1 protein-coding gene and 1 pseudogene are annotated in these 707 nt (G+C 39.6%); both read right to left on the reverse strand.

What is annotated here, in order from left to right; translation table 11 throughout:
- Nucleotides 1–237: SUMF1/EgtB/PvdO family nonheme iron enzyme (locus tag CWM53_RS01460; protein WP_165785002.1), on the reverse strand; the 237-nt coding region annotated here is incomplete at its 3' end.
- Between the two features lie 141 nt (nt 238–378).
- A pseudogene (locus CWM53_RS31800) lies at nt 379–456 on the reverse strand (hypothetical protein); the annotation flags it as partial.
- Nucleotides 457–707: the final 251 nt, after the last annotated feature.

Consider the following 707-nt stretch of genomic DNA (forward strand, 5'->3'; position numbering starts at 1 on the left):
CTTTAGCAGAGAAGGATGACGTTTTGCCAGTATATCCACAGGTGGATTTTTTTTATCTGTTACTTTCAAATAAACATTAAAATCATCGTTAGTGACTTTATATTTTGATATCGAAAAATCACTTAAAATAACCTTATGTAAAGTTTTATCATCCTGTTGTATGCTGAAAAGTAATTTTTGACCAACTAATGGACCAAAATCACCCATTAAAAACTCACCACCCTGAACGGGGACCATATTAGAGACCGATTTATCCACAAGTGCTTTAGCTGCTTTTTCACTCCCGGTGGTATTTCCCTGATCGCACCCGGTCAGTAAACCGGCAGCAACGGAAGCAACTACGATTAATTTTCTCATCTTATCACCTCAGCCATTGCATCAGGCAGTCATTGTACCCGTCGGATGCTGGTCGTCGATCATGGCAAGATATTCTGACATCAGGATATCCGGAATAGGTCTAAATGGTTCATCCGGGCCAACGGAAACCGGAAGGTTATTATGCAATAAGGTGAGCTTTTCGCCATAATTGGTATAGAAAAACAATTTTCGTTCTCCAATGCCTAAAAACTTAATCACATCTTTTTCATTCAATTCTTTATTACCTTTCTTCTCCCCTGGCGACAACGTCAAATGCTGCATGACATTGTTATAATCTGCCTGACTTTGTATCCACTTCAGCGCCATAAACACCGCTTGTTTTCGTCTCT

The sequence above is a fragment of the Klebsiella sp. A-Nf5 genome (assembly GCF_002810545.1).
GTDB classification, from domain to species: Bacteria; Pseudomonadota; Gammaproteobacteria; order Enterobacterales; family Enterobacteriaceae; genus Klebsiella; species Klebsiella variicola.